The following is a 20,496-nucleotide window of genomic DNA, read 5'->3' on the forward strand; positions in this document are numbered from 1 at the left end:
TGCCATGCCTTCCCGAACTTGAATGCGAGAATGAACCACATGTCCAGTTCGGAAAGCGTGCGTTCGAGGAACACCTCGTGGCGCACGCTCAAGGAATGGTTCGACGAACCACACGATTACGAGTGGATAAGTAACCAACGATCAAGTCGCGCTATCGCGCCGATCTTCCGTGGCCTGCTTGGCGTAATGACTGCCATCCTCGGATCGGGCGCATTCTTCAAATTGATCGGACCCGATGCACCGACAGCCAGTGCCGGCAAATTCCTGTCGGTCTGCATGGTCATCGGATCGCTTATCGTCATGACCTGTTGGTTCACGCTGCCATTTCCCGGTAGACGCGGACTGCTCGCATTCGGCATATTCGCCGACCTCGGAATCGCGTCGGCAATTCTTCTTGTCCCCGACCGCGACTCGGCATTGTTCGGGTGCATCATCTTTGCGATAAGCGGTACCTTCGCAACGCTGTTCGTCAGTGCGAGATGGCTTATGACGCACGTAATCTTTGCAACGTCGATCACCACCCTCATCCTCGTGCTCGCCTATCAACAAGGAACCGTCGACCCCACGACCATCGCGGCCCGAGCCACCGTTCTACTTGGAGCCGTGACCATCGTGCCGATTTTCTCGCATTTGACGTGGCGAACCCTCTACCGCGATGCCCGCGATTCCGATCGTGATCCTTTGACCGGACTGTTCAACCGCCGCGGCCTCGACGCTGCGGTCATCGATTTGTTCGATTCGGCCCGGGTACAGGAAAAATGCCTGGCATTCATAGTCGTCGACATCGACAAATTCAAAATGGTCAACGATCTTCACGGGCATTCCGAGGGCGACCAAGTAATTATTCGCACTGCCAACCGCTTGAAGACGCATATAGGAGATCAGGGCGTCGTAGGGCGGGTGGGCGGCGAAGAGTACCTGGCTGTCATTTCAGGATGTCACGAAGAAATTGGCACGTTGATCGACGGCATCACTTCTGCAATTTCGGATCATTCCGATCTCGTCCCGACCACCGTGAGCGTCGGGGCAGTGATAATGCCGGCGGGGTCGAAGGCCTGGACCGGTGGATCGTCCGCAATATCTGTGGCATCGAATGTCGCGGACTCGATGATGTATCAAGCGAAAGCCGCCGGAGGAAACAGTTTGAGGGCTACGGAAATCTGAAGAATGGATGAATATGGCTGCCTGATTCAGTCTTCGTTGCGGCAAAATATTCTTCCAAATTCGCCGCATCCAGGGGCTTGCTGATGTAAAAGCCCTGAACAAGTTGGCACCGCGCGGCTTGAACACGTCGCAATTGCACTGCCGTTTCGACGCCTTCAGCCAACGACTTCATCCCTAGTGTTCCGGCAAGTTCGACCACCGATTGCACCACCGCCATCGGCTGGTCGGCACAGTCGACGATAAACACGCGGTCGATCTTGAGGACGTCGATGGGCAGCCTCTGCAAAGTCGCGAAAGACGAGTATCCGGTACCGAAATCATCCAGAGCTACGGTGACCCCCAGCTCGCGCAATCGGTGCAGATCTGCGACAGCCCGATCGTCGACGACCCCGGTTTCGGTAATTTCGACCTGCAACAAATGCGGTTCGAGTCCGGTGGTTCTCAATACATCGACAACGGTGGCAAGAAAGCCCGTGGACACCAGCTGAACGGATGAGACGTTGACGGTGACCGCGATGCCGTCTGGCCAATTCGCGGCAGCCGTACAGGCAAGCTCCAAGGCCCGCGCCCCGAGGGGAATGATCATCCCGGTTTCTTCAGCCACTCCGATGAACTGGCGTGGTCCGAGCTGACCTCGCACAGGATGGTTCCACCGAATCAATGCCTCGAACGCCACCACCTGACCGGTCACCGCGTCTACCTGGGGCTGATAGTGAAGTTCGAATTGGTCGGCCGCGATTCCACGGGCGAGCTCCTGTTGAGCGGTGGCGCGCTCCGATGCCCGCGCCCGCAGCGCCGGGGAGAATCGGCCCACCCGGTTACGTCCTGTCGACTTGGCCTCGTACAAGGCAAGATCAGCGAGCATGACCAATTCGTCGACGTCGGCGGAGTCATTCGGGTTGGTCGCGAAGCCGATGGTCGCGCGTACCTCGATCCGGTTGCCGTCGACGAAGAACGGATCGTGCAGGACGTCGAGGTATCGTTCGAATGCGCCTCGCTCGCTCTGGCCTGCGGGCATCCGGGCGATGAATCCGAACTCGTCACCACCCATGCGCGCGCACACATCCGAATCCGCTACGGCGCACAGTCGCTCGGTGACCGCGAGCAGCAACCCGTCTCCCACCGGATGTCCCAGCGTGTCGTTGACGGATTTGAAGTTGTCGAGGTCGAGGATCGCGACGTGCACCTGGCCTTCGTCACGGTCCGCGATTGCCTGCTCCAGCGCTTGTCCGAATGCTCGCCGGTTGGGCAGTCCCGTCAGGGCGTCGGTCTCCGCCTGCCGCAAAATATCCTGCTCGCGGACGTACCACTCGGTGATGTCGGAACCGACGCCGCGCCATCCGAGCATTTCACCGTCCTCGCGGATTCGTGGCTTTGCGGAGAGCGACCACCAACGGCAAACGCCGTCGACGCGGACTGACACCACCAGATCGCCGAAGGGCACCTGGCGTTCGAACTTGTCGACCAACAGATCAACTGCCTTCCGGCCCTCCGCGCTGGAGGTGATGGCAAGTTGGTCGAGCATCTGATCGAAAGTCCTGTCCTGTAGCTCGCCAACCGCTAACCCCGTTACCTCGGCGAACCGGGGCGACGTGTGGGTGAAGCGTCCCGCAGCGTCGACTTCCCACAGCCAGTCGCGTGATCCACCTTCGAATCCGTCGAGCAACAAGGCCACTGTCTGACGTTCCGATTCGGCTTGCATCTCGGCGAGCCACCTCCGCTTGAACGACGCGGACAGATACAGCGCACCGATTGTGAGTGCAAACGTGTAGATCACCAGTTGAAGCATCAAGACCGAGAGATACGGCTTCGTGTGGGACAGGAAGATGATGAACAACCCAACACCGTGGATATATATCCAGGTCAGACTGGCTGAACGAAGCGTATAGAAATTGATGGTTCCGGCGCCCATGAGACCGGCCATTGTCGCGATCAGGATCACGTCATCGGTTGCCGTCTCGGAAAACAGCAGCGCGAACAGAACGACGTCGAGGACTCCGAGAACTACAACCTCGAACATCAGACCGATGTAGTCCCGGCGAACAGATCGTTGCGCTCGTTTCTGGCGCAACGAGACCCACGTGTAAGTCGAGTTCAGGAAGACAAGAAGAATCGCCACCGCGCCGACCCAGCGAATCAGGTGCTGCTCCGGAGGAATGACAAACACGAGCACCGAACTGATGCCGGCCATGATGGCAAAGTTCGCCAACGGTGCGACGGTGACGGCCTCGTCTACCTGGCGGCGGAAGAAGTCGCTGCGCTCGGATTCCGGCAATGCGGCCCGGCGACTTGTTTGTCGGACAGAACTCAACATTCAGGTGGCCTGAGACCGTGGCGGATCGCAGCCGGACGCTGGTGTCCGGGCATCGGTTCCTCCTTTGTCGCCATACCGATCGGATTGCCGGTTGAATGGAGCTTTCCAGACTTTTTGGCTGTTTCTTCGCTCGACGTTAGCCGACTGCGAGTTTCCAGTTCCCGAAGATCGCCATTTCTCGACGTGAACGACGCAAAGCAGTTGTCAGTCGGAGGCAGGAATTCCGTTCGTTCGATCGTCGGACCCGACCGGTATCCGCGGAATCCGGCCGGTCGCGAACAGCGCCGCGACGGCAAGGAACGCTGCGACGGCAAAAGCAACACGCAGAGCTTCGAGTCTGGCCTCGGAATTGACGTCGACGATCGCCGCAGAAGTCTGCTCGTTCACGCCGGCCTGCGCCAAGGAGTCTTGAAGTTGGGTGGTCGAGAGGAATGGAACACCGGACACCATATTCGTCGTGGCTTGTTGCTGTACCGCTGCTGGAACAGCCGGATTGTCCTCGATCCCGGCAATTGCCGACGTTGTCAATGTTGCGATCAGCACCGAACCGATCAACGCCGTTCCCAGTGACGCACCGAGGTTGGTTGCAGTGTTCTGTAATCCGCCTACTTCTGCGCTCTTGTCGTCCGGCAGCGCCGACACCGTGACGGCTCCGAGTTGTGACGACAGCGCCCCCAAACCGAACCCCAGGAACAACATCGGAACCATCACGATCGCGGCATTTGCGCCCGGATCCATCCCGGCAACCAACAACAGGATGCCGACAATCATCGACAACAACCCGATGCGGACGACGCGACGGGGATTCGCCGTCGGCCGGAGCTTCGGAATTCCGATCGCGGCCAGTACCAGGGCTGCCGACAACGGCAGGATTCGCACCCCGGTCTCGAGTGCGCTCAGTTCGAGAACCACGGACAGGAAAAGCGGCACCGCAAAAAACACGCCCGCTTGAACGAGGAATTGGGCAAAGAACATCGAAAGCCCACCTGTCAGTTGCCGATTCCTCAGCATGTCCGGATCGACAAGTGGTTCCTTGCCTACACTGACCAACCACGCTTCCCAGCGGAGGAAGCCGTAGACAACCAACATCCCACCGAGCAACAGCCACACGACCGGCGACATCCCCAGCATCTCCGGCCCTTGGGGTTTGGCCTGCAACCAACCCCATTCACTCGAACGCAGAACACCGAAAACGATCATGCCGAGGCCTGCCACTGACAATAGGGAACCCACACCGTCGAGATGACCCTTGGTGGGGGCAACATCGGCAACCTTTCGCAACACCAACAAGATCGCAACTACAAGGACGACCTCGCCGAGGAAGACATACCGCCACGACGCGAAAGTCGTGACAGCGCCACCGATCAGTGGTCCGACGGCAACTGCCATCGCTCCGGCGGCCGCTACCAATCCGTATGCGGCCGGTCGCTTTTCCGCCGAAAAGTTTGATGCCACCAGCGCCACGATCGCCGGCATGATCAATGCCGCACCGATCCCCTCGAGGAGCGACCATCCGATCAGCAACACGGCAAGATTGGGCGCGATCGCCGTCGTGAACGACCCGACCCCGTAGATGACCAGCCCCAACCCGAAGGCCCGCCGCCGGCCGATCATCGAACCGACTTTGCTGCCCGTGATCATCAGGGTCGCCATCACCAGGGTGTACAGCGTGATAGCGGTTTGGATACCGGTAATTGTGGTCCCGACATCCGCGGCCACGGTCGCCATCGAGACGTTCATGACCGAACTGTCGAGAGTCATCAAGAATTGGCCACATGCCAACACTGCGAGGACCAAACCAGAACCTGCTTGTGTTGCCGATGTCTGCGCACGGGTCATCGCGAGGGAATACCCGAACATGTGTTCTTTCAAGCAGGGCGATTTTTGTCTGCCCACGCACCGACGTCGCCGCGCTCCAACGCCACCGCGAGTAACTCCGGGAACTTGTCCGGCGTACACGCAAAAGCAGGAATGCCCAGCCCGCCCAAAGCTGCGGCGTTGTCGTGATCGAACGAGGGTGCACCGTCGTCGGAGAGCGCCAGCAAGACCACCACCTGAACGCCGGCCGCTTTCATCGCGGCCATGCGCCGAAGCATCTCGTTGCGAATTCCGCCCTCGTACAGATCGGAGATGAGCACGAACATCGACTCGGACGGCCGTGAGATCAACGACTGGCTATAGGCGATCGCTCGGTTGATGTCGGTGCCGCCACCCAACTGAGTTCCGAACAGCACGTCCACCGGATCCGCTAATTTCTCCGTCAGATCAACCACCGCGGTGTCGAAGACCACCAGCGACGTCTTCAGCGCGCGCATCGACGCCAGGACTGCGCCGAATACCGAGGCATAGACAACACTGGACGCCATCGAACCCGATTGATCGATGGCCAGTACCACGTCACGTTGTACGGCCGTGGATTTCCGTCCGTAGCCGATCAGTCGTTCCGGCACCACAGTGCGATACTCGGGCAGGTAATTCTTCAAGTTCGCCGCGATGGTGCGGTTCCAATCGATGTCTCGCAGCTTCGGATTGGACGTCCGGGCAGCACGATTGAGCGCCCCGGTCACCGCTGCTCTGGTCTTCTGAGCAATGCGCTCCTCCACTTCGCGCACCACCTTGCCCACCACCATCCGGGCGGTGGCCTTGCTGGCTTCCGGCATCACCTGGTTGAGGCTGAGCAGGGTGCCCACCAAGTGCACATCAGGTTCGACGGCATCGAGCAGTTCCGGTTCCAGCAGCAGGTGCGTCAGTCCGAGTCGTTCTATCGCGTCCTTCTGCATCACCTGAACCACGGTGCTGGGAAAGTAGGTACGGATATCGCCGAGCCACCGTGCAACTTTTGGCGCCGACGCACCCAACCCCGCTGAGCGCCGAGTTCCCTTCGTTGGCTTCGAACTGTCGTAGAGAGCGGCCAGAGCGGCATCCATCTGCGAGTCTCCCGGCAAGCCGAGTCCGCCCGTCGACTCCTCTGCGGATTCACCCAGCATCAAGCGCCATCGCCGCAGCCGCTGCTCGTCTTCGCTCATGCGTTGACCCCCAAGATATCCGAAACGACAGCCATCGCTGCCCGGCCACGTCGTGCATCGGTCTCGACTGAGGTCTCGGTGACACGGCCACCGCGCACGGCCTGTCCGATCGCGCGCCGCTCCCCCGCCTCGAATGCACCGAACGTCCGGCGCAGCAACGGGAGGGTGTCGATGAAATCCTGCTCACGCAGCTGCCCAACCCAACTGTCGATCAAGTCCAGTAGCGCTCGATCGTGCACCAGGACCAGCCCACCGCCGCCGAGGAAACCGTCGACCCACCCTGCCTTGTCCACTGGCGCGCTACCGATGGACAGCGCCCGTGACAACCGCTGCGCCGCATCGAATTCCGAAATCGATCCGACATCACGGAGCAATCGGACCATCCGACCCGTCAGAATCCCGTTGACGTCGTCACGGTCGATGAGACCTGAGACCACCTTCAGCCATCGCACGATGGACTCCGGATGGTCGCGCATCAACACGGCCGCGTGCACCTTGTCGAGATGATCACGGAACTCTTCGGCGCTCGCGTCGTCAAGTCCGGTAACCGCCACCGGCAGGCCGGTGCAGATTCGAACCAACAGTCCGTCGGCAACTTCCGTCAGAGCAGATACGTCGGTACCGCGCACGTCACCGTAGCGCAGGGTGCGTGTGAGTATCGGCAGCGCTGCCATCAGATGTGTTACGTCATGATCAAGAGCTGCAACAGTTTTGACACTCGTCAGCACCCGGGTCAGCGCGTCCGGAAGATCAGCGAGGAGGCACTGTTCCAAGAGTTCGATCAGCGCAGCGAGCGCAATATCGGGTGCCTGAACTCGTGCCTCGATTTTGGCCGCAGCTCCGACCGATACCGTTGTTCCCCACAGCGATGCCTCGATCACCGACACCGCAAATTCCGGCTTCCATTGCAATGCCCACGTTTCCCGGAAGGTACCCGTAGAACGCACTTCGTCCTCCGCCGGCACACCCCAGTCGATATCGAGGAGAGCCAACCTGTGCAGGAATCGTGAACGCTCGACGTCGATGTCGCGGCGCAAGTCCAGATCAAGGTTCTTCGCGCCCGCCTGTTGCTTGAGACGCAGCGTTTTTGCCCTGGCCCGCAAGTCTGCTTCCAGCGGAACCGTCGGAGTTTCTTCAGGCACTTCACCCAAAGACTCACCGACCACCAGTTTTCGGGTGATCAGATCGAGCAACACGTCGTTACCGTCGCACATCACCGACCTTGTCGCCTCTGTCACTTCCGACAAGCCGGCCAGAGGCCGAGAGCGTATGACTGCCAATGCTTCTGCCAGTCTCACCGCTTCGATGACGTGTGCACTCGAGATCGGCAGATCTTCGGCGCGAAGCACCCGGGCAACCTTGGTCAGCCAGCGGGCAACAGTCTTGTCCTGCGCTGTGAACAGGTGGTGATACCAACCCGGCGAGGTGATCCCCGCGCCGTACCCCGATACGGATGCCAGTCGCGAATGCGTCCAGGGAACCCACGTCAACGACGTCTTGATCTTGGTCATTCCCTTGAGGATTCGAGCATCCACCGAAGCGGGACCGAGCGGGCCCACCAACGCGGGCGCATGCCACGCACCGCACACGACGGCCACTCGCTGCGCGCCGTCCTTGAGTGTTTTTCGCAGCACCTGACGCATGTACGCCTCACGGTGCGCCGTCTCCTCGTCAATCGGAACGGTCTCCCGAAGTGCCGCCATCGCATCGGTGATCGCATCGAAGACATCCGAGCTACCTGTACCCGAGTTGGATTCGATGACGGAATCCCACCAACGCTCGGTATCGTCGTAACCTGCAGCCGCGGCCAACTCGGCCAGCGGGTCTCCTTCACGCGTGCTCAGTTCACGCTGATCCGCCAACATATTGTGCGCCGGTAGGTCGCAGAAACGGGCCTGCACACCGTTTTTCGCGGCCCAGTCAAGTGCCTGCCACTCTGGTGAGAACACCGCAAACGGCCAAAATGCGGCCTTCGACGGTTCGCCCGTCGCATACGCCAACAGGGCAACCGGTGGCGACATGGTTTCCGATGCAGCCAGCATTACCAGTGGATCTGCATCCGATGGACCTTCGATCAGGACAACTTCCGGAGCAAACTCCTCCAACCCGCGCCGAACGGCACGCGCCGAACCCGGCCCGTGATGACGGATCCCGAAAACTCGGACCCTGCTGTCCTGCATGGCAAATGTCACCCGGTGACCTCGCGGCAGGCCCGGTAGAAGTCGGACCAGTCGCCTCGTTCACGCACCACGGCCTCTAGGTATTCGTTCCACACCACGCTGTCCGCTACCGGGTCCTTGATCACCGTGCCGAGAATCCCGGCCGCTACGTCTGATGCGCGCAGGACACCGTCACCGAAGTGCGCGGACAACGCCAAGCCGTTGGTGACCACCGAAATCGCCTCTGCTGTTGACAGCGTCCCGGATGGGGACTTCAGCTTTGTCCGACCATCTGCCGTGGTGCCGGAACGCAATTCGCGAAATACCGTGACGACTCGACGAATTTCCTCAGCCGCTGCCGGAACGAGTGGCAACTCCAGCGCCACACCCAATTGTTCGACCCGCCGCGCCACAATGGCCACCTCGTCTTCCTCGCTGGCAGGCAGAGGCAGAACGACGGTATTGAATCGTCGACGCAATGCGGAGGACAGATCGTTGACACCACGGTCGCGGTCGTTGGCAGTGGCGATGAGGTTGAAGCCCTTGGCCGCCTGCACTTCCATACCCAATTCGGGCACGGGAAGCGTCTTCTCGGACAGAATCGTGATGAGAGCGTCCTGCACGTCGGCCGGGATGCGCGTCAACTCCTCGACTCGAGCGATCTTCCCGGTTTCCATCGCGTTCATCACCGGCGAGGGCACCAACGCGCCAGCGGTAGGGCCTTCGGCGAGCAGACGCGCGTAGTTCCAGCCGTACCGGATGGCTTCTTCGGGTGTGCCGGACGTGCCCTGAACCAAGAGCGTCGACGCCCCCGATATCGCAGCCGAAAGGTGCTCGGACACCCAGGTTTTAGCGGTTCCCGGCACTCCGAGCAAGAGCAGTGCGCGATCGGTCGCGAGCGTCGCGACGGCGACTTCCATCAGCCGACGCGGGCCCACGTACTTGGGAGAAATGACGGTACCGTCCTCGAGAGTGCCGCCCAGTAGGTAGGTGACGACCGCCCAGGGTGAGAGGTTCCACGACGGTGGCCGCGGACGCGTGTCGGCCGCCGCCAGTGCGGCTAACTCATGTGCGTATTCCTGCTCGGCGTGCGGACGCATCAGTGAGGTCGGATCAACAGTGGCACTCATGTGAGCTCCTCGAGCAGTGTCTTGCGGTGGACAATGGCGTTGGCGGTCTTGACAAAAGCTTGCTGCCAGTCGAGATCACGGGCACGTTCCGCAGCTCGGCCGAGCACGGTTACTGCGCTGTACGGGAAACTGGCCTGCGCAAGACGCAGCGACTCGGAGTACTTGTAGCGCGAGAACTCGGCAGATCTGGCCCCGCCATCTGCACGCCTGGCCGCGGCGCGTTCCCACTGCGCCACCACGGAGGCTGTGATGTCGTCCGGCCACGGGCGAGGCAGCGTCTGGAAGATCGCCGCCCGGTCCGGATGCAGGATGTTCGCGTCACCAGTTCCCGACAAGAGGAGATCGGCCAGATCGCGCGGCGGAATCATCGGGAGCAGGCGCCTGTCGGTGGACAGACCACGCGTGCGGAAAATCGCCTGAGCCCATTCCGAGTTATGTTGGAGTACAGTGGCCGTGGACCAGGCGTCGTGAAGGATCGGTTCCCAGGTTCGGTCGAGACTCAGGTTCAGAACTGCCGACGGTTGACCGATCATGTTGTTCCACAAAGACAGTGGAGCTGCACTGATCGCCTGCCGTACGTACTCGGCGCGGTAATCGGTGTGTGGGTTGGGCCGATCCTCGATCCCGTCGCGCTTCGCAGCCGCATCGATTTCTTCGGGGGCCTCGACCACAAGTCGCACACCGGACTGTGTTCGTTCGATCCGCACCCATTCCTGGACGCGCCGAGCCATACGTTCACCGAAAGGCGACTGCGGCAGTCGGGCGAGAACCGTCGCTGCTTCACGCCGGACATCCTTGCGCCTGTCGTCGAGGGCGCGTTCGAGCAAGGGCACGTCATCGGCACTCAATCCGGTGACGAGAGCTGCGACAAACGCTGCTTTGTGTTCTCCCCGTTCCGTTTCCCAGGATTGTGTCAGCTCTTCCGACGCCTGCGCCGGCTCGCTCCGGCGGGTATCGGCCAACCACCGGAGGCGTTCTGCCGGCGTTCCGTGCCGCCACCCGTCGACGCCGCCGCTGCGGTTACGAATCAGCATGGACCACTCGGGATTTCGGGCAGCTAGCCACTGTCCGCGCTCGCCGACGATTCGCAGGATTCTCTCACGGTAGACCTCACTGGCTCGTGCATAGGCCAGTAATTCCGCGACCAGATGATCCGGTGCCCGGAAGTTTCGCTCGAGCGCCAGCGCAAACCACTCGTCGAGTAGCGTCGCCTTGGCGGCCAGCATGGAAAGCAGATGCACAGAAGACGATTCGGGGAGAACCAGCCGCGGGTCGTCCTCCGCGGGCGCAGGCAGGTCGGCAGTGACGGAACCTGCTCCCCCGGCGCGGTAGGCCCTGGCCAGTGCCGTCGCCTCCAGCAGCACGACTGCCGGATCGCCGCCAAGTCGCGTGGCAGCCGAACGGACATCGACCGGGAGATCATCGAAACTCGGTGCTGTACGCGATGTTCCGAGCAGAGCCGCCGACATGAGAGTGCTCACAGTGCCGTCACCTGACCACTCACGAATACCGAGAATGCCTCGATGTATCGTGCATTCCACGTTCCGCAGACACTCACCGGATACCCGCCGGAGATTCCGAGGAGTGTCCACATCATGCGTGAATCACCTTCTGCCGGCAGCGCTGAACCGGACTTGTCCACCAGAAACCATGATCCGTCGACATATGACGGCGTCACATCGGTGACCACAACCGGCCACGACCGCAACCACGGATCAGCGCTGACTGCGTCGGTGTAGTGCTCCAGCGCCGCCGCAATATTCCCCGGCGGCAGAGTCGTGAACGGCTCCGCGTCACCATGTGTTGCTCCGAGTCGTGCCCGCAGCGCCGCCGCACCGGGATAGAAGTGCAGGTCTGCGTCGACAACATGTCCGACGGGCGGCACGACACCCGAGAAGTTGGGGGAACCGTGGGAGAAGTCGAGCAAAATCGCCCAGCGTCCCGTAGCTCGCCCCCGGAGCCACGTGGTGCGGGTGAAGAGCCGCTTCTCCTCCGTGATGCGTGAACCCATCACCATCCAGAGTTCGCGAACAGCAGGCAGTTCCATCACACTCTCGGTGGACACCGGGTATCCGACGTGCGCTCGCACCGAATCCCGAAGTGGACCGGGAAGTTGGTCCATTCTCTGATGCGCAACAACAAGGAGATGCAGGCGTACGAGTTCACCCAACACCAGTTCGGGCCAGTTCTCCGCCCCGGCCACCGCCCCGGCCAGCGACCGGAGCGCTCCGGCAACCCCCGGCGCCTGCGCGTCGACCATGCGTGCGGCCACTCCGTCGAGCGCTTCCCAGGAGATATCCATCGATGCCAGGCCACCACGTATCTGGTCGGTGATCCACAGGTCCAATTCGACCAATCCGCTTGCCACTCGTTCGGCGCGTTTCTGGGCTGTGGCCGGATCGGCAACTGCCTTGGCGGCAGGTACCGGTTGCTGTGCGGCCTTCCCCTCCCGTTGTGCCAACCACTCCGCAGCGAAGTCGAGCGGTTCCGATGCCACCGGGACGCGTCCGGTCGACCATTCGAGGAGAAGGCCGAGCGCGTGCTTGCACGGGAACTTGCGGCTGGGGCACGAACACTTGTAGGCGGGACCGCTCAGGTCGACTATCGCCTGGTAAGGCTTCGATCCGCTGCCCTGGCACAGTCCCCAGAGGCCGTTCTCGACCTGCCCGGTCTGCGACCACGAACCGGCCAGTTTCTGCGCAGCTGCCAACGAGGAGGCGTCGGGAGCTACCGATGCCACCTGCCCGGCAGTCCACGGCGAAGTCACTCGAACACCGTAGGTCACGCTGCCGACACCACCGCTTTCAGACGCTTCACCAGCACATACACAAAGCTCGAAAAAACTTGTCGGCATGATGTCGAGAATCCGTGGCTTGCTACGTCCCTGTAGTGAAGTGCGACCAGAATGGTGGCACCAACCCCGAGGAGAAACACGATGGCCAAGTACCTGCTTCTCAAGCATTACCGCGGCGCTCCGGCGTCGGTCAACGACGTTCCCATGGATCAGTGGACACCGGAAGAGATCACGGCCCACATGCAGTACATGCAGGACTTCGCGGATCGGCTCGAGGGGACGGGAGAGTTCGTCGACGGTCAGGCTCTTGCCCCTTCAGGAACATTTGTCCGGTACGACGGCGAGGGTCGACCGCCCGTCACCGACGGCCCGTTCGCGGAGACCAAGGACCTCATCGCCGGCTGGATGGTGATCGACGTCGACAGCTACGACCGTGCCGTCGAACTGGCGGGTGAGTTGTCGGCAGCACCCGGAGCCGGCGGAAAGCCGATCCACGAGTGGCTCGAATTGCGCCCCTTCTTGACCGCGCCACCCACGATTACCGACTGACTTCGACAGATGAACGACGTCTTGCTTCGGAGCCTCACTCCGAGCGTGCTCGGAATCCTCGTCCGCCGCGGAGCAGATTTCGCGGCGGCCGAGGACGCCGTGCAGGATGCGCTGCTCGAGGCAGTTCGGGTCTGGCCCGACAACCCGCCGCGAGATCCGAAGGGCTGGTTGGTCACCGTCGCCTGGCGGAGGTTCCTCGACGCGACCCGAGCGGAGGCAGCTCGCACCAGGCGTGAGCAGCTACTCGAGGAAGAACCGGTGCGTGAGTCCGCACCCGCAGTGGACGACACACTCCAGCTCTACTTTCTGTGTGCGCACCCGTCGCTGACGTCGTCATCCGCAGTCGCACTCACGCTGCGGGCTGTCGGCGGGCTGACCACCCGCCAGATCGCGCAGGCTTACCTGGTGCCCGAATCGACGATGGCGCAGCGCATCAGCCGGGCCAAGCGCACCGTATCCGGCGTGCGGTTCGATCAGCCGGGCGATGTCGCCACGGTCCTGCGAGTCCTCTACCTGGTCTTCAACGAGGGGTACTCCGGCGATGTCGACCTCGCTGCCGAGGCCATCCGGCTCACCCGGCAGCTCGCGGCCGCAATCGACCACCCCGAAGTGGCGGGCTTACTCGCCCTCATGTTGCTCCACCACGCTCGGCGGGCTGCCCGGATCTCGCCCGACGGCAATCTTGTGCCCCTCGCGGAGCAAGATCGCAGCCGGTGGGACATCGAGGCGATCAGCGAGGGCATCACAACCTTGTACGCCGCGCTCGCCCGCGACCGGCTCGGTGAGTACCAGGCCCAGGCCGCTATAGCGGCACTCCACGCTGACGCGCTCACCGCCGAGGAAACCGACTGGGTTCAGATCGTCGAGTGGTACGACGAACTCGAGCAGCTCACCGACAGCCCGGTCGTCCGCCTCAACCGAGCGGTCGCCGTGGGAGAGGCTGACGGAGCACGCGCCGGTCTGGCGGCACTGGCAAGGCTGGACAACTCACTGCCCCGCTACACGGCGGTGGCGGCGTATCTTCACGAGCGCGACGGAGACCTCACGACGGCCGCACACCTGTACGGCGAGGCGGCGCACAAGGCAACCAACCTCGCCGAACGCGACCACCTCACACGCCAGGCTTCCCGGCTCAACTCCCGCCGGAGTTCAGACTGAATTCCTGTCTCAACCGAGAGGGCGCAACACCGATCTACCGAGCAATTCGCACACCTGCAACGCCAGAGCCAGATCCAGCTTGTCACGCCCGACGACGACTGGATCGCCGAGCGCTTTGTTGATGCGGTATTTCACGGTATTGCGGTGCAGATTCATCTGATTGGCGGTATGGAGGTGACTTTCGCCGTTCGCAAAGTACACGCTCAATGTTGTGCGCAGGGACGCCGCACCCGGGGTGTCGGCAGCCAGCGGCCCCAACACTTCCCACACCCAGGACTTGGTCGCATCCAGATTGTCCGACAGGAGAGACACCACCGCGATGCCTCGGTCACCAAAACTCACGAGAGGCCGTCCCGGCGTATCCGGCACGGTTGCAACAGAATAGGCGGCGCGCGCTTGCTCATGCGAACGCTTGAACCCGGACATCCCATTCCCGGGAAGACCGATGGCGACGCGGGTGCCACCGTCGAGTGGCACGGATGCCGACAGCACCTGCAGATCCGGTGCCGGAACGCGGCGCCCGAAGGGCAACCACGCCCACACTGTTCGACGGTCGATCGCGGTAACGATCACTGATTTGTCAGCGCCGGCCGCCGCGCCGAGATCACGCACCAGCCGATCCAGGGCATTGAAGCCCAACGCATCGGCATCCCACGTCGACCAGGCAACCACGGCAATGTGGTTCTGGTCCAGCCGATATCCGGTTTCAGACTCGAAACTTCCTGTGTCTGACCCAGTTCCGGACAACAGTGCGTGGATCGCAGCTGAATGCAAGTTGCCCTGTGCGTTGATCCACCGACTTCGCTCCTGTTCGTACGCATCGAAGACGTACAACGTAATCCAGTCGATGTAGCTGTACACCACATCCGAAGTATGTTTCAGGACAGCCAAAGTCAGTCGGGCCGGAATGTCGAGGGCGCTGACCTCGTCATGACAAATCCTCATCAGATCGCCCTGGCCCATGTGATATGCCCGTACCAACGAGTTGGACGGGACGTCTCGTTGCGCGAGCCTGAGCGCGTATTCCACTGCAGCGGTTGTGGGCTGGAGATGATCGATGGGTATGTCGTTTGCCAGTACGTGGATGATCGTCGTGACATTTCCCTGCACGCTGGCTTCGAGCATCTCGATCAAATTGGCATCGTTGTCCAACTGGTCGATCTCGTGAGCCATCATGACGCTCATTTCGCGCGCTATTTCAGTGCTACGCGCATCGAGGCGTCGCGCCAATTCTGCAACCACGGCAAGAACTTCCGGTTCGGCGGCAGCCGGCACCCGGGCGAGGCGCCGCCTCGCGACGGCGTCTCGATCCTTGTGCGAGGGACCCGTCACAAACCCTCCGCACCCTTCCGCCTGAGATACTTCAGTGCAGATTCGGCCGCGTTGTATCCGCACATTCCGTGCGCCCCGGCCCCTGGCGGCGTCGACGCCGAGCAAAGGTAGGTGCCCTCGATCCCGGTACTGTACGGATCTACAGCGATGCGCGGACGCAACACCACTTGCAGTTCGGAGTTTGCTCCTCCGATGATGTCGCCGCCCACCTGATTCGGATTGTCCTGTGCCAGATCAGCGGTACTGCGACTCGATGTGGCCACGATCTGATCCCGGAACCCCGGTGCAAACCTTTCGATCTGGCGGATGATCGCCTCCGTAGCGTCGCCGGTATATCCTTGTGGCACATGGGCATAGGCGTACAGCGGATGGATGTTCCCGGCAGAGCGGGTGGGATCAGCGAGGTATTGCTGCCCTAAGAGCACAAACGGTCGCTGCGGCATGCGCCCCGCATTCGTCTCACGCTCATTTGCCACAATTTCGTCGAAACCACCTGCCAGATGGACTGTTCCGGCCCGCGCACAATCCGGGTTAGTCCACGGCACATGACCTTCGATCGCAAAATCAACCTTGAAAGCGCCGGGTGCCAACTTGAACTTCCGGTAGGCCTTTGCCACTCGGGCGGGGAGACGATCCCCCAGGATTTCGAGAGCACCAACTGGATTGACATCCATCAGAACAACATCGGCGTCCGGAATCTCGACAGCTGTGCGCACCCGGATACCGGTGTCGATCTTGCCACCATGATCGAGGAGCATCGCCGCTAACGCATCGGTGATGGAGCGTGAACCGCCCTCGGCAACTGGCCATCCGTAGCGGTGACCAGCCGCGGTGATCATCAACCCCACGGCCGATGTGGCCGGACGGTGAAGTGGATAGAAGGCGTGGGCGGCGACCCCACCGAACAAAGCCTTGCCCTTGTCCGTCTTCCACAATTTTGCGGTCACGGTTGCCGGAAGCAGTGCTCGCGGACCGAAAGCCGCAAGCCTGAGCGGATGACGCGGAACGTTCACGATGGGGCGCATCAGGTCGGACGCGAGAGCGTCGAAACCCGTCGACAGGTCGCTGAACATGCGTTGCCATCGCTGCCCGTCCGCGCCGAGCCCCGCTGCGGTCTGCTCCAGCGAGCGATACAGAACACCGGCATCACCGTTGTCGAGGGGGTGCGCACAGTCCGCCTCGGCCCACCGCCAAATCAACCCGTACCGCTCGAGGTCGAGCTTGGACAGGTACGGCGAACCGATACCCATCGGGTGAAACGCCGAGCAGTGATCGTGGATCAACCCGGGCACGTCGATCGGACCGGAGCGTGTTCCTCCGCCGATCTGGTCGGCGGCCTCGAGTACCTGCACGTCCACACCGCTCCTGGCAAGGTGTACCGCGGCAGCGAGCCCGTTCGGCCCGCTGCCGACAACTACGGCCTTTGTCACTTACCCACCTCTTGCTCGATACTGCTGGTCTTCGTTCGCATCCTCGGCTCGGAGACGACCTGCGGGTCTGTCGCCGCGCGGTCAGCTCGTACGTCCAGTGTCCACTGAACATCGAACGGAATGGGGCCATTCGGCAACCACGGTTGTTCGGCTACCGCGTCGGCCACCTTGAAGGTGCCCCGTTCGATGACGCCCAACGCCGCGTCGATCACCTTGTACTCCTGTGTGCCCTTGTGGATGGGCTGGGATTCGATCCACGTCACCAGGAACTCGCCCGGTGCGAAGTTGCAACGACGCTGAATCGCCGCGATCATCTTCTCGTCGTGCAGATGGCCGTCGCCGAAGTTGAAGGCGACGATGGAGTTGCACATGAATTCGGCCTCCCGCAAGGAGTACGTGTTGATGTCCTCACCGAGGTGCCGGAGCATCAGCGAGAACAGCGCGCGCCCCTGGCTGTGCATCGAACGCCACCCCAACAGCTGATGCAGAACGACGTCGGACACGTCTTCGGGGTACATCGTCATCAACTGATTACGGGTATCGGGCGACGGACGCTTGATGCACTGATCGATCTTGGCTTCGGCACCCGGCGCGAATGCCCACGTCGCAGACGCCCAGTTTCCGGCGTACTGACGCATGGAGGGCAGGAAGGACACGAGATCGGGTCGAAGATTGCCGAGAATCGGGAAGAAAGCAAGTGCTGCAACAATTCCCACGGTAATCCACGGCGAGGACATGGCACCGAGGCCGTAGCCGTCCCACGCCGGGAAGCCGAGGAACAGGAACGCCGCCGCGTAGGCAAACAGCAGGTTCCATTCCAGTGGAACAGCCAACGGGAAGGTCGACGCGATGAACAGGTGGAATCCGACCATGAGAATTACGGCAAGAATGGTCAGGGTCTTGTTGGTGGAGAACAGCAGGATCAACGGTGTGACGATCTCGACCATCGTTCCCGCCACGTGTGCAACGCCGCCACCGAGGTGTGAGGGCCGCAGGTCTTCGGGGAAATTACGGTAGTGCGCGCGCTTGATCTTCTTCGAGGGAATCCACGGTGTATTACTCAACATCGGCGGAACCACCAGTGAGAAGTGGCGACCGAACTTCGAGATACCGGCTCCGATCCACACCATGACGATCAGCAACTTGAGCGCCAGGATCATGTCGACGAACGGCAGGAACGTGAAGAAGAAAATAGCCGGCAGGTACTGCTCGCTGCGCGCGGCGATGAACGGGACCTTGTCGCGCAGACCAAGAATCGCCATGAGGACCAGGAACGAGTACAGGGCGGTCGGGCGTACCAGTCCGGCGTTGTCGGCGATCGCCGCGTCGATTCCCGTGGTGTGCACTCCTGGAAGCACTGTGGCAACAAGAAGATTGGCAACAGCGGCGACGTAGATGAGCACGTCGAACACCGTCCGGGTGTCGCCGGAAGTGAGTGGAACCTTGCCCGGCCACGGTGGCAGGCGAATCGTTCCCGGCCGAATCCAGTAGAGGACGCCACCGGTCATCGGCTTGAAGTGACCGGCCAGCGGGCCCCACGAACCTGCCAGGCCCAGCATCTCGAGCATCATCGTCCACAGGATCAGCTTTTGGTAGACGATGGGCTGATTCCACCAAGATCCTGGATCAACCCAGGAAAGACCGGAAGTCAATGTCGCAACTGCCGTTCCGGCCAATAGGTAGAGGAACAGCAACTTCATGATGTAGACGGTGTGGACCATCTTCGGTGTCCCGAAGCCGTAATCCACCCAGTGCGTGGACATGTCGCGAAGGCGCTCGAGGAAGGGCTTGTCCATGAACGTGGCCGGGTCGACGGGAGGGAAGTTTCCTTCTTTGAATCCCATGGTGTGCTCCTGATGTGCAATATGTGGGCATGACGGATCAACTCGACGCACGTCATCGAGTTATTCGGGTATTACGGGTATGTGGCTAGCGAGCGGGTTCGACGCTCAATGCTCGCCGCATTCCAGGTTTGTCGATCTTGCCCACCGGGTTTCGGGGTAGCGCGTCGACGACGTAGATCGCCACTGGCAGCTTCACGCGAGTGAGGAGCGCCGTGACATGTTCGAGCAGTTCGTTTTCCGTGACAGGCGAATCCGGATACGCAACAACATAGGCAACAGGTACCTCTCCGTAGACCTGGTGCGGAGCCCCGATCACAGCGGCCTCCAACACGGAAGGGTGCGTGGCAAGCGAGTTTTCGATTTCCTTGGGGTAGATGTTTTCTCCTCCCCGGATGATCATGTCTTTGATGCGGTCGACCAGAGTCAGGTAGCCATCCTCGTCCAGAAACCCGACGTCGCCGGTGTGCAACCAACCGTCCACAACAGTTGTGGCTGTCTCTTCCGGTCTGTTCAGGTAGCCACGCATCACGTTGGCACCCTTGATGATTACCTCGCCCGCGACACCACGCCGAGCAAGAGTCCCGTCGTCGGCGAGGATCGCAATCTCTTGCCCGGGCAACGCAGGGCCGACTGTGCCGAGTTTGCGAATGCCGCCATAGGGATTACACGCAGACGCACATGTTCCCTCGGTCAGTCCGTAGCCTTCCACGATGACAAAACCGAACCGTTCCTCGGCGCGTTCGAGGAGTTCCTTACTGATCGGTGCGGCGCCGCAGACACCTAGTCGCAACGACGCCGTGTCGAGCGTTGCACCTTCGGACTGCGAGGTCAGCATCGCGTAGATGGCGGGAACGGCGGAAAAGTATGTGGGCCGCAGGCGTGCCACGTCGTCGAAGAACCTTGATACCGAGAACTTTCCGGTGATACTGACCTGACCGCCGACGATCAGCGGGGCGAGAACGCTCACGCAAATAGCATTGACGTGAAACAAGGGCAGTACCAGAAGACAATGGTCGGCTCCCGTGATGCCGATGCTGCGCCCCATCGACGACGCCATGAACTGCAGGTTGGCATGGGTCAGAATGACGCCCTTGGGGGTACCCGTAGATCCGCTGGTGTAGATCAAGAGCGCAAGGTCTTCCTCCGCGACGGCGACGTCCGGCAATGGTACGGATGGTGGCGCAACAGCCAGATCATCGACGCACAGCACTGCGCGTCCACCGTTCGGTGCACCCAGTCCAGACGTAACAACCAGTTGCGCACCGGAATCCATGATCTGATAGTCGGCCTCATTGGCCGTGAACATCGGATTGATCGGTGTCGCAGCGGCGCCGAGTCGCCAGGCCGCCATGATCGCCGTCACCAACTCGACTCGGTTGGGAAGCATGATCGCAATGACGTCACCACGCCCGATACCCCGGCTTGCGAGTTGCGCCGCAACAGCTTCTACGCGATCGGCGAACTCCGCATAGGTCAGTTCGCCTCTATCGTCACGAAGGCACGGAGCGGATCCGTACTTCTTTGCCAGATCGGGGGCCAGATATCCGATGTCCACCACGTGAGTCAGCACCTTTCATTGCATGTGACTCAGAACAC

14 protein-coding genes are annotated in these 20,496 nt (G+C 61.5%); 3 read left to right on the forward strand and 11 right to left on the reverse strand.

All coding sequences use genetic code 11. From position 1 onward, the window contains the following. Window positions 1–39: 39 nt before the first annotated feature. Complete coding sequence (locus CJ178_RS18785; protein WP_072782667.1) at window positions 40–1,164, forward strand: GGDEF domain-containing protein; 1,125 nt, start codon at window positions 40–42, stop codon at window positions 1,162–1,164. On the opposite strand, the gene CJ178_RS18790 is transcribed toward CJ178_RS18785, so the two are convergent. From CJ178_RS18790 to CJ178_RS18820, 7 genes are all read right to left on the reverse strand, one after another. Then, a complete protein-coding gene (locus CJ178_RS18790; protein ID WP_033233669.1) occupies window positions 1,151–3,478 on the reverse strand; it encodes a putative bifunctional diguanylate cyclase/phosphodiesterase in 2,328 nt (775 codons plus the stop codon). The two genes, CJ178_RS18785 and CJ178_RS18790, sit on opposite strands and share 14 nt — an antisense overlap. Before the next feature lie 204 nt (window positions 3,479–3,682). Further along, complete coding sequence (locus CJ178_RS18795; RefSeq protein ID WP_033233869.1) at window positions 3,683–5,317, reverse strand: MFS transporter; 1,635 nt, start codon at window positions 5,315–5,317, stop codon at window positions 3,683–3,685. 29 nt (window positions 5,318–5,346) lie between these two features. Further along, window positions 5,347–6,504, reverse strand: coding sequence for a VWA domain-containing protein (locus tag CJ178_RS18800; protein WP_095887360.1), 1,158 nt, complete (start codon window positions 6,502–6,504; stop codon window positions 5,347–5,349). After that, complete coding sequence (locus CJ178_RS18805) at window positions 6,501–8,684, reverse strand: DUF5682 family protein (protein ID WP_179300828.1); 2,184 nt, start codon at window positions 8,682–8,684, stop codon at window positions 6,501–6,503. The genes CJ178_RS18800 and CJ178_RS18805 overlap by 4 nt, the downstream gene beginning before the upstream one ends. An 8-nt stretch (window positions 8,685–8,692) precedes the next feature. Then, window positions 8,693–9,793 carry an ATP-binding protein gene (locus tag CJ178_RS18810; RefSeq protein WP_095887362.1) on the reverse strand — a complete coding sequence of 367 codons (1,101 nt, stop codon included), beginning with the start codon at window positions 9,791–9,793 and terminating at the stop codon, window positions 8,693–8,695. Beyond that, the gene (locus CJ178_RS18815) at window positions 9,790–11,274 is read right to left on the reverse strand and encodes a DUF5691 domain-containing protein (protein WP_095887363.1); all 1,485 of its coding nucleotides are present in this window, start codon (window positions 11,272–11,274) and stop codon (window positions 9,790–9,792) included. Before CJ178_RS18815 ends, CJ178_RS18810 begins: the two co-directional genes overlap by 4 nt. Continuing rightward, complete coding sequence (locus CJ178_RS18820; RefSeq protein ID WP_095888041.1) at window positions 11,271–12,560, reverse strand: SWIM zinc finger family protein; 1,290 nt, start codon at window positions 12,558–12,560, stop codon at window positions 11,271–11,273. Before CJ178_RS18820 ends, CJ178_RS18815 begins: the two co-directional genes overlap by 4 nt. Before the next feature lie 168 nt (window positions 12,561–12,728). Here CJ178_RS18820 and CJ178_RS18825 point away from each other — a divergent pair, with 168 nt between their 5' ends. Together CJ178_RS18825 and CJ178_RS18830 are read left to right on the forward strand one after the other, a co-directional pair. Further along, window positions 12,729–13,136 carry a YciI family protein gene (locus CJ178_RS18825; protein WP_095887364.1) on the forward strand — a complete coding sequence of 136 codons (408 nt, stop codon included), beginning with the start codon at window positions 12,729–12,731 and terminating at the stop codon, window positions 13,134–13,136. Window positions 13,137–13,145: 9 nt separating this feature from the next. After that, on the forward strand, window positions 13,146–14,294 hold the full coding sequence (locus CJ178_RS18830; RefSeq protein WP_095887365.1) for an RNA polymerase sigma factor: 1,149 nt from the start codon (window positions 13,146–13,148) through the stop codon (window positions 14,292–14,294). Window positions 14,295–14,303: 9 nt separating this feature from the next. Here the strand turns inward: CJ178_RS18830 and CJ178_RS18835 are convergent, their stop codons facing one another. From CJ178_RS18835 to CJ178_RS18850, 4 genes are all read right to left on the reverse strand, one after another. After that, window positions 14,304–15,626, reverse strand: coding sequence for a PucR family transcriptional regulator (locus CJ178_RS18835; RefSeq protein ID WP_095887366.1), 1,323 nt, complete (start codon window positions 15,624–15,626; stop codon window positions 14,304–14,306). Then, complete coding sequence (locus CJ178_RS18840; RefSeq protein WP_095887367.1) at window positions 15,623–17,056, reverse strand: phytoene desaturase family protein; 1,434 nt, start codon at window positions 17,054–17,056, stop codon at window positions 15,623–15,625. Before CJ178_RS18840 ends, CJ178_RS18835 begins: the two co-directional genes overlap by 4 nt. Continuing rightward, window positions 17,053–18,900 (reverse strand): DUF3556 domain-containing protein, encoded by a 1,848-nt coding sequence (locus CJ178_RS18845; RefSeq protein ID WP_033233678.1) that lies wholly within the window; start codon window positions 18,898–18,900, stop codon window positions 17,053–17,055. The genes CJ178_RS18840 and CJ178_RS18845 overlap by 4 nt, the downstream gene beginning before the upstream one ends. Before the next feature lie 85 nt (window positions 18,901–18,985). Then, entirely contained in the window at window positions 18,986–20,458 is a 1,473-nt protein-coding gene (locus tag CJ178_RS18850; protein WP_095888042.1) for a class I adenylate-forming enzyme family protein, read from the reverse strand. Window positions 20,459–20,496: the final 38 nt, after the last annotated feature.

The organism is Rhodococcus sp. ACPA4 (genome assembly GCF_002300185.1).
In the GTDB taxonomy this organism is placed as follows: Bacteria; Actinomycetota; Actinomycetes; order Mycobacteriales; family Mycobacteriaceae; genus Rhodococcus_F; species Rhodococcus_F globerula.

What these genes read in the sequence shown, in the direction of transcription:
- CJ178_RS18830 (WP_095887365.1), top strand. Translation starts at nt 13,146, where the DNA reads ATGAACGACGTCTTGCTTCGGAGCCTCACTCCGAGCGTGCTCGGAATC.
- CJ178_RS18810 (WP_095887362.1), bottom strand. Translation starts at nt 9,793, where the DNA reads ATGAGTGCCACTGTTGATCCGACCTCACTGATGCGTCCGCACGCCGAG.
- CJ178_RS18795 (WP_033233869.1), bottom strand. Translation starts at nt 5,317, where the DNA reads ATGACCCGTGCGCAGACATCGGCAACACAAGCAGGTTCTGGTTTGGTC.
- CJ178_RS18805 (WP_179300828.1), bottom strand. Translation starts at nt 8,684, where the DNA reads ATGCAGGACAGCAGGGTCCGAGTTTTCGGGATCCGTCATCACGGGCCG.
- CJ178_RS18800 (WP_095887360.1), bottom strand. Translation starts at nt 6,504, where the DNA reads ATGAGCGAAGACGAGCAGCGGCTGCGGCGATGGCGCTTGATGCTGGGT.
- CJ178_RS18785 (WP_072782667.1), top strand. Translation starts at nt 40, where the DNA reads ATGTCCAGTTCGGAAAGCGTGCGTTCGAGGAACACCTCGTGGCGCACG.
- CJ178_RS18790 (WP_033233669.1), bottom strand. Translation starts at nt 3,478, where the DNA reads ATGTTGAGTTCTGTCCGACAAACAAGTCGCCGGGCCGCATTGCCGGAA.
- CJ178_RS18825 (WP_095887364.1), top strand. Translation starts at nt 12,729, where the DNA reads ATGGCCAAGTACCTGCTTCTCAAGCATTACCGCGGCGCTCCGGCGTCG.
- CJ178_RS18845 (WP_033233678.1), bottom strand. Translation starts at nt 18,900, where the DNA reads ATGGGATTCAAAGAAGGAAACTTCCCTCCCGTCGACCCGGCCACGTTC.